The following is a 7,538-nucleotide window of genomic DNA, read 5'->3' on the forward strand; positions in this document are numbered from 1 at the left end:
TCGCCCACTTCTCGACGTGACGAACCAGGTCGGTGTTGTCCGGGAACTTGATCTGGCCGTTCTTGTCGATGAACGGGTTGTGGTACGCCATGCCATGCACTCCTGTCAGAACTGTTCTCGGTCGGCCGCGGTACTGCGGACCGGGCCGACGGCTACGTCCGACACGGGTCGGCCAGCCGGACACCGCACGTTTCGCCTGCGCAGGGATGTCGCGAACGGCAAACCTCACCGATGCTACAGACGGCACGCCCGACAATCCGCAACGCATCGACGCGACCGCCCGATACAGCTGCTCTTAAATTCCTCTTAATGTTAGTGGTCGGTACGCCGCGGACCAAATCTGAAGGTACAACTTGTCGCAATCGTGACCAGTGACGCAGGGCCGTACGTTTTGAGCCTGATCACCCGTGTTTGGGGTGGGGCGCGTTTGCGATCGCGTTGTGCGCCCAATTCAGCGACCACTCCGTCGCCGGCTGGCCGTCCAGGCTCCAGAACTGAGTGGTCGCGTATAGCGCGTGCACCGGTTGGCCGGCCCCGCCGGCCAGGATGTCCAGCGTCCTGGGCAGATTCGCCAGGCTGAACGCCTCCGGCGGGGCCGCACAGATCAGGTCGCCGGGCCCGCAGATCTCGTTGGTCTTGGCGTCGAGCGTGCCGAAGCCGCCCGGCCGCGGCCCCGTCATCGTCAAGCCGAGGTTGGACAGCACCGGCACCTCGTGCAGGATGATCTCGGCGCCTTCGCCCGGCGGATTGGGTCCGATGTCCTGGCCCACGCCCTGCTGGCGGCGGCCGTCGGCGATCAATGTCACACCGAGCACCAGGTCGTCGTCCACCGGGCCGCGACCATTGCCGACGTCGCTGGCGATGTCCCCGGCGATTATCGCGCCCTGCGAGAACCCCACCAGCACATAGCCGGTCAGTGGGCACTTGACGTTCATGTCCGTCATCGCCTTGACCGCCGCACGGGTGCCCTCGGCCCGACTCTGGTCGTAGGAGATCTGCGTGTCGCCGCTCAGCGGGTTGTGGAACTGCGCGGTGTAGGGGACGGTGTAGGTCTCAACCCGGCTCGAGTTGAACTGCTCGCGGATCGGCCGGGTGACGTTGAGCAACAACGCCTTCGGGAACTGGACCGGGTTGAGCGGGTCGTCCTGCAGCGACGATTCCCAGGTCCCGGGAATCGCGATGAGCTGCACGTCCGGGCAGCTGGAGTCTTGGGAGGCCGGCCGCGGCTTGTGCGGGTAGGCCGCACTGCTGGTCGGCGGCACGATGCTGGGCGGCACCGCGCTCGGCGGGGTTTCCCGCTGCCGCAGGACGCCGACGACGGCGAGGATGACCAGCCCGACGACAAGCGCGACCGCGGCGGCGGCGATCAACGCCAGAATGCGGCGACGGCGTTTCCGCCGGGAATTCACAGCCATGGTCTCCTGCTAGCAGAGTCGGTTGATTGCACAGCCGAGCTGCCGTACCGGGTTTGTCGTCAAGGTCCGTCGTACGGGGCCGTCGTGCTTTGCTTCACGGTACCGGTTCGCGGCACCGCCCCCGGCTGACGCGCTAGCGGATCGCCCCGACGATGTCGCCGGACATCGCGCCGAGTTGGCCGCTCCACGAGCCCCAGTCGTTGTTGCCGCCGGTCGGGAAGTCGAAGTGGCCGTTGTGGCCGCCGACGTTGCGGTACTCCTGGTAGAAGAACCGGGCGTTACCCATCGCCTCGCCGGCCTGACCAATCATCGCAGCGGCGTCGCCGCCCATGTTCATCGGGCTCCAGACCCAGATCCGCGAGTTGTTCTGCGCCAGCAGCATTGCGTGCACCTCCGGGTCGTGCCACTTCCACCGGCCCAGCTGCGGGGCTCCCCACATGCCGTTGCCGTCGACCCCGCCGAATTGCTGTAGACCCGCGATGATCGCGCCGTTGGTGGTGGTGTTCGACGGGTAGAGGAATCCCGACAGCGAACCGGCGAAGCCGAACCGGTCGGGGTGGAAGCAGGCCAGGGCCATCGCCGCGTACCCGCCCTGAGAGGCGCCGACGACCCCGTGGCCGCCGGGGGCCAATCCTTTGTTGGCTGCCAGCCAATCCGGCAGCTCCTGCGACAGGAACGTGTCCCACTGCTTGCTGCCGTCCCGCTCCCAGTTGGCGTACATGCTGAAAGCGCCGCCGGCCGGCGCGGCCACCGAGATGCCCTTGCCGGCAAGCGTGTTGAAGCCGTTGCCCGCGGTCGCCCAGTTGCTGACGTCGGGTGCGGCGTTGAAGGCGTCGAGCAGGTACACCGCGTGTGGGCCGCCGGCCATGAACTGCACCGGGATGTCACGGCCCATCGCCGCCGAGGGGACCATCAGTGTCTCGTAGCCGGCCGCGCGGGCCGCACTCATGTGCGTCCCGATGAGGCCGCCGACGGTCAATACGGCGGCGCACAGTAGCCGTAGCAGCATCGACAGACTTCTCATCACTGACCTCGCTTGTCGCTCGACCACCAGTAAGGAGACGGCAGATCGCCCCCGGTTCCGCAAAGTAGCTAATCACACGCGGGAGAACCGGACGCCAGAAACGGCGAACGGCGACGACCCCGCAAGGTCGTCGCCGTCAGCCGTGCTGTTCTTAGCTCAGGTGTGCTGGCCAGCGGCCGCGGCAGGCGGAGTGCCAGCCGGAGCGCCCGGGCCGGGACCTGCGCCCGGGGTGGCACCGAGAGTCGCCTGCAGGTCGGGCAGCATCGCGTGCAGCTGCGCGCCCCAGTACGGCCAGTCGTGCGTGCCGTTGGCGTCGAAGTGGAACTGCGCGTTGTGACCGCCGGCGGCGTTGTACGCGTCCTGGTACTTGATGTTGCTGGTGCGCACGAAGCCCTCGAGGAACTTGGCCGGCAGGTTGTCGCCACCGAGGTCAGACGGCTTGCCGTTACCGCAGTACAACCACAGACGGGTGTTGTTGGCGACCGTCTTGCCGACGTTCAGCAGCGGGTCGTTACGAGCCCAGGCCGGGTCTTCCTTCGGGCCCCACATGTCGGCGGGCTTGTAGCCACCGGCGTCGCCCATCGCGAAGCCGATCAGCGTCGGTCCCATGCCCTGGGAGGGATCCAAGAGACCGGAGAATGCGCCGACCTCGATGAACTGCGCGGGGTGGTAGTTGGCCAGGTTCAGCGCCGAGGCGCCGGCCATCGACAGACCGACAGCCGCGCTGCCACCCTGCTTCACGCCCTTGGTGGCCAGGAAGGCGGGCAGTTCGCTGGTGAGGAAGGTCTCCCACTTGTAGGTCTGGCAGCCGGCCTTGCCGCAAGCCGGCTTGTACCAGTCGGTGTACCAGCTGGACTGGCCGCCGACCGGCATCACCAGCGACAGACCGGACTGCAGATACCACTCGAAAGCGGGGGTGTTGATGTCCCAGCCGTTGAAGTCGTCCTGTGCACGAAGACCGTCGAGTAGGTACACGGCGGGCGAGTTGGCGCCACCGCTCTGGAATTGGACCTTGATGTCGCGACCCATGGCTGCCGACGGCACCTGCAGGTACTCAACGGGCAGACCCGGGTGGGAGAACGCGCCAGCGTCCGCGGTCTGGCCCACGACGCCGATCAGGCCCGGCAGCAGCGCCGCTGCGGCCGCCCCTAGCGCGAGCCGGCGCGGCAATGTTTTTGCCGCACCGCGAAACCTGTCAACAAGCCTCATTCTTGCTTTCCTCATTCTTTGTCGGGCCCAACATGGTGGGTCGGACTTCATCGCCCTAATTGCCCAGCTTCTTCGTGAGCCGCTCCTTGGCTCGCGTCGTTGCTGAGCGCGCCGGCCTAAGTGTCCGGATTTCCGCTAGCCATTCGGAGCTGCATCGATGCCGGACGGGCGCAGCTGTGCTTCCGTAGTCAACCACATCTCGCGGTCCTGACTGACATCGGCGTAGGCCCGAAACCGGGCCTCGCGCTGCGGCCGGACCCGCTCAATTCGGCTGCGGATCACCACGCTGTGAATGTGCCGACGAGCGGTCGTTCGCCGGTAACGATACATATTGACGGTTGCTGACGGATATTCGGGGGCCAGGCGACGCGCTCACCCGACCAAGGCCGAATGGCTGACAAAAATTCTTCTGCCGATAACTGTTCTCGGCTGACGGTTGCGCGGTACTGCCGACCGCGATGCGGTGCTATGGCCCGGTGGCGGGCATGCCGGTATAGGGGGGAGCGCCCGGCTCCGGTACGGCCAGTCCGCACCTGATGAGTTCGTAACGCGGAACACGGTCGATGCGGTAGCGGGTGTACGAGACGGCGTGCACAAGATTCGACAGGAACCGGTGGAAGCCCATCGGAGCGCGGACGGAGGCCAGCATCTGCTGGGTCCCCTGGCATTGCAGCGCCGCCTCGGCCTGCGCGACGAACTTCGCGTCGAGGTAGGCCGGCACACCGGGATACCACTTCACCCAGGGCCCGTCGGCGATCACCCAATCCGGGAAGAGGTTCTTGTCGTGACCGATCCGGCCGTGCTGCAACCGGGCGGTGTGCGCCGCGAGCGGGTTGGCCAGCCCGATCTGGTCGATCACCCGGACATCCAGCCCGACATTCATCCCCACCATGCCGAGGTTGGTGAAAAACACTGTGTGCGGACCCTTTTGGGGTGCCGGCGGCGGGGCGGGCGGCGCACCGTCCGGTGGCGGGCCCGGTTGCTTCGGTGGAATGGGTGGGACCAAGTCCCACTGGTCGTAATTGCCGGACGGCAGTAGCAGCGCGCCCTCCGGGGTGTTGTTCAACGCCACCAGCACCGCGCGCATCCGGGGATAGTCCAGGTAATCGGCAGCCGTCAGCGGGTGCGCGTGGCCCGTTGCCTGCGCGTAGAAGCGGCGCTCGTCGACGATCCCCGAGTAGGTGACACGGGTGGCGTCGGCGCCCATCCCGGGAGAATTGGCGGCCCACAGCGACCAGCCCGCGATCGCCATCCACAGCGCGCTCACCGCGCCGGCCAACCAATAGCCCGCCTCGCGGGACAGCCTGGTGCCCTCGGGGAACACCACCGGCACCACCGCCACCGGTGCGAGCAGGCACAGCAGCGGGACCAGCAGCACCCGGCCGTGCATGAAATCCCCGCCCTGCCGAATCCAGTACAGCGCCTGCAAAAGCCCGCTGACCAGAATGAACACCACGACGGCGGCCGGGGTCTGCACGGTGCGGGCCAGCGGCCCACCGGCCGCCGGCAATGCGCTGGCTCGATCGCCGCCCTTCTGTCTGCGGGCCGATACCCAGAGGACCAGGCCCAGCCCGGTCAGCAGGAAAGCCGGCACCCACAGCGCGTAAGGCCCGTTGAAATTCGACAAATAGATCAGGCCCTGCGACCACTTGTCGCCGCCCGCGTCCTTGGCCAGCGCGGTCCCGGGAAACAGCAAGCCGTAGTAGCCCATTCGGAAAATCTGGTAGCCCACCGGCAACAGCCCGCCGGCCACCACGATCTCCAGCCGGCGCCGACCGTCCTGCACGGCGATCAGCATCATGATCAGCGCCCCACCGCCGATCAGAGCAAGCTCGGGGCGCACCAGCACACTGCAGCCGGCCACGAAGGCCAGCGCGATGATGAACCCCCGCCCGGGCGGCCGCGACCGCTTAGCCTGCGACCAGCAGACCATCATCCACCAGAGCAGCCCGAGGTAGGCCATCACCAGGCCGCTTTCCAGGCCGGACGTGGCGAAGTCGCGCGCCGGCGGCACCGCGATGTAGACCAGGGCGCCGGCCGGCAACATGATCGCGCGCCGGCCCACCAGGCTGGGAGCGAACAGCCGGCCGGTGCCCAGCATCAGCATCGCCAGGCCGGCCAGGCTCAGTCCGAGCGCCAACGCCAGGGCCACATACTCCAACTGCAGGGGCCGGGTCACAGCGCTGGCGGCGTACACCAGATAGGTCCACACCACCGAGGTGTTGGCTTCGACCCGCTCGCCCTGGTTGAACACCGGGCCGTTGCCGGCCAACAGATTTCGCACGGTACGCAGCACGATCAGCCCGTCGTCGGCGATCCAGCGCCGCTGCCATGCACCCCAACCGAACAGCACGGCGACCACGGCCACACTGGCCCAGAGACTGGCCCGAACCGTGATGTCGTACGGGAAAGCAGGCCGGCCTACCGATTTGAGCACCGGCCAGCGCGACGCGGCCGGCGGATCTGAGGCGACGTCAGCCGAGGATGACTGCGGCACCGATGGTTCCGATCCAGGCCAGGAACAGCACCTGCAGTACCCGGTCGCGCAGCGCGATGTCCTCGGGCTCGCCGGCCAGCCCGCCGTCGACGTCCACGGCGTACCGCAGGATCGCGATCGTGAAGGGCACCATCGACACCACGAACCAGGCAGCCTTGCCGTGGTCGCGCTCGAATGCCCACAGCCCGTAGCAGACCACCACCGCGGTGGCCGACATCGTCCAGACGAACCGCAGGTAGGTGCTGGTATAGCTCTCCAGCGACTTGCGGATGTTGGCGCCGGTGCGCTCGGCCAGCTGTAGCTCGGCGTAACGCTTGCCGGCCACCATGAACAGCGATGCGAATGCGGCCGTCAGTAAAAACCATTGGGACAGCGGGATATCGGTGGCTGCCCCGCCGGCGATAGCGCGGAGCAGATACGCCGACGAGACGATGCAAATGTCAATCACCGCTTGATGTTTGAGCCCGAAGCAGTAGGCCAGCTGCATGCCGATGTAGACGGCCATCACCAGCGCCAGGTTCTGGTTGACCCACCAGGACAGCGCCAGCGACGCCGTCCCGAGCACCGTCGCCAGCGTGTACGCCAGCCACTCGGGCACGATGCCGGCGGCGATCGGGCGGAGCCGCTTGGTCGGGTGTTGGCGGTCGGCCTCGACGTCGCGGACGTCGTTGACTAGGTAGATGGACGAGGCCGCCAGGCAGAACACCACGAAGGCGACCGCCACTTTGACCAGCACCTTGGTCCAGTCGTGGTGAACGTCGGTGCCCAACGCCGCCAGCGGAGCCGCCGCCACCAGGATGTTCTTCACCCATTGCCGCGGGCGCACCGCCTTGACCAAGCCGACAATCAGGTTGGCCGGCGGTCCGGCGACCTCGTCGTCAACCTGCTCACTCATTGTTGGGCTCCACCTGTCTTCGGCCAGCGACGGTCGACCTGGACGGCAACGGCCGCCACGGCTGCTCCGACCGCCACGCCGGTGGCGACATCGCTGGGGTAGTGCACGCCGAGCAGCACCCGGGAGAGCGCCATCGGCGGCACCAGCATGCCAGGCAGCGGCAGCCCGGTGACCCGGGCCAGCAGGATGGCCGCCGCGGTGGTCGAGGTGGCGTGCGCCGACGGGAAACTCAGGCTGCTCGGGGTGCCGACGTTGACCGCGACGGCCGGGTGATGCGGCCGAGGGCGACGCACCACCCGTTTGATCACAACGGCCGCGGCGTGCGCGGCGAACGCCCCCGCTCCGGCCACCAGCCAACCGCGGCGCCGGGCCGGCTGCAGGATCGCGCCGATCGCAGACACCGCCAGCCAGCCGAGGCTGTGCTCACCGAAATAGGACATGGCCCGCGCCACCGCCAGCGCGCCGGGACGATCCGCCAACGCCGACTGGACGGCGACG

The 7,538-nt window shown here is 67.7% G+C and carries 6 protein-coding genes; all 6 read right to left on the reverse strand.

Annotation, left to right across the window (positions count from 1 at the left end; all coding sequences use genetic code 11):
* Positions 1-401: 401 nt before the first annotated feature.
* Positions 402-1,415 carry a cutinase family protein gene (locus tag VN856_RS00005; RefSeq protein WP_325685085.1) on the reverse strand — a complete coding sequence of 338 codons (1,014 nt, stop codon included), beginning with the start codon at positions 1,413-1,415 and terminating at the stop codon, positions 402-404.
* Positions 1,416-1,548: 133 nt separating this feature from the next.
* Positions 1,549-2,439: an alpha/beta hydrolase family protein gene (locus VN856_RS00010; protein ID WP_325685086.1), complete on the reverse strand. Its 891-nt coding sequence runs from the start codon at positions 2,437-2,439 to the stop codon at positions 1,549-1,551.
* 156 nt (positions 2,440-2,595) lie between these two features.
* Complete coding sequence (locus VN856_RS00015) at positions 2,596-3,648, reverse strand: alpha/beta hydrolase family protein (RefSeq protein WP_325685087.1); 1,053 nt, start codon at positions 3,646-3,648, stop codon at positions 2,596-2,598.
* 466 nt (positions 3,649-4,114) lie between these two features.
* A complete protein-coding gene (gene zomB, locus VN856_RS00020) occupies positions 4,115-6,145 on the reverse strand; it encodes a flagellar motor control protein ZomB (RefSeq protein WP_325685088.1) in 2,031 nt (676 codons plus the stop codon).
* Positions 6,123-7,040 (reverse strand): decaprenyl-phosphate phosphoribosyltransferase, encoded by a 918-nt coding sequence (locus tag VN856_RS00025; protein WP_325685089.1) that lies wholly within the window; start codon positions 7,038-7,040, stop codon positions 6,123-6,125. The genes zomB and VN856_RS00025 overlap by 23 nt, the downstream gene beginning before the upstream one ends.
* A partial coding sequence (locus VN856_RS00030; protein ID WP_325685090.1) for a phosphatase PAP2 family protein occupies positions 7,037-7,538 on the reverse strand: 502 nt, incomplete at its 5' end. The genes VN856_RS00025 and VN856_RS00030, both read right to left, overlap by 4 nt.

Origin of the sequence: Mycobacterium sp. (genome assembly GCF_035603715.1) — a bacterium.
GTDB lineage: Bacteria > Actinomycetota > Actinomycetes > Mycobacteriales > Mycobacteriaceae > Mycobacterium.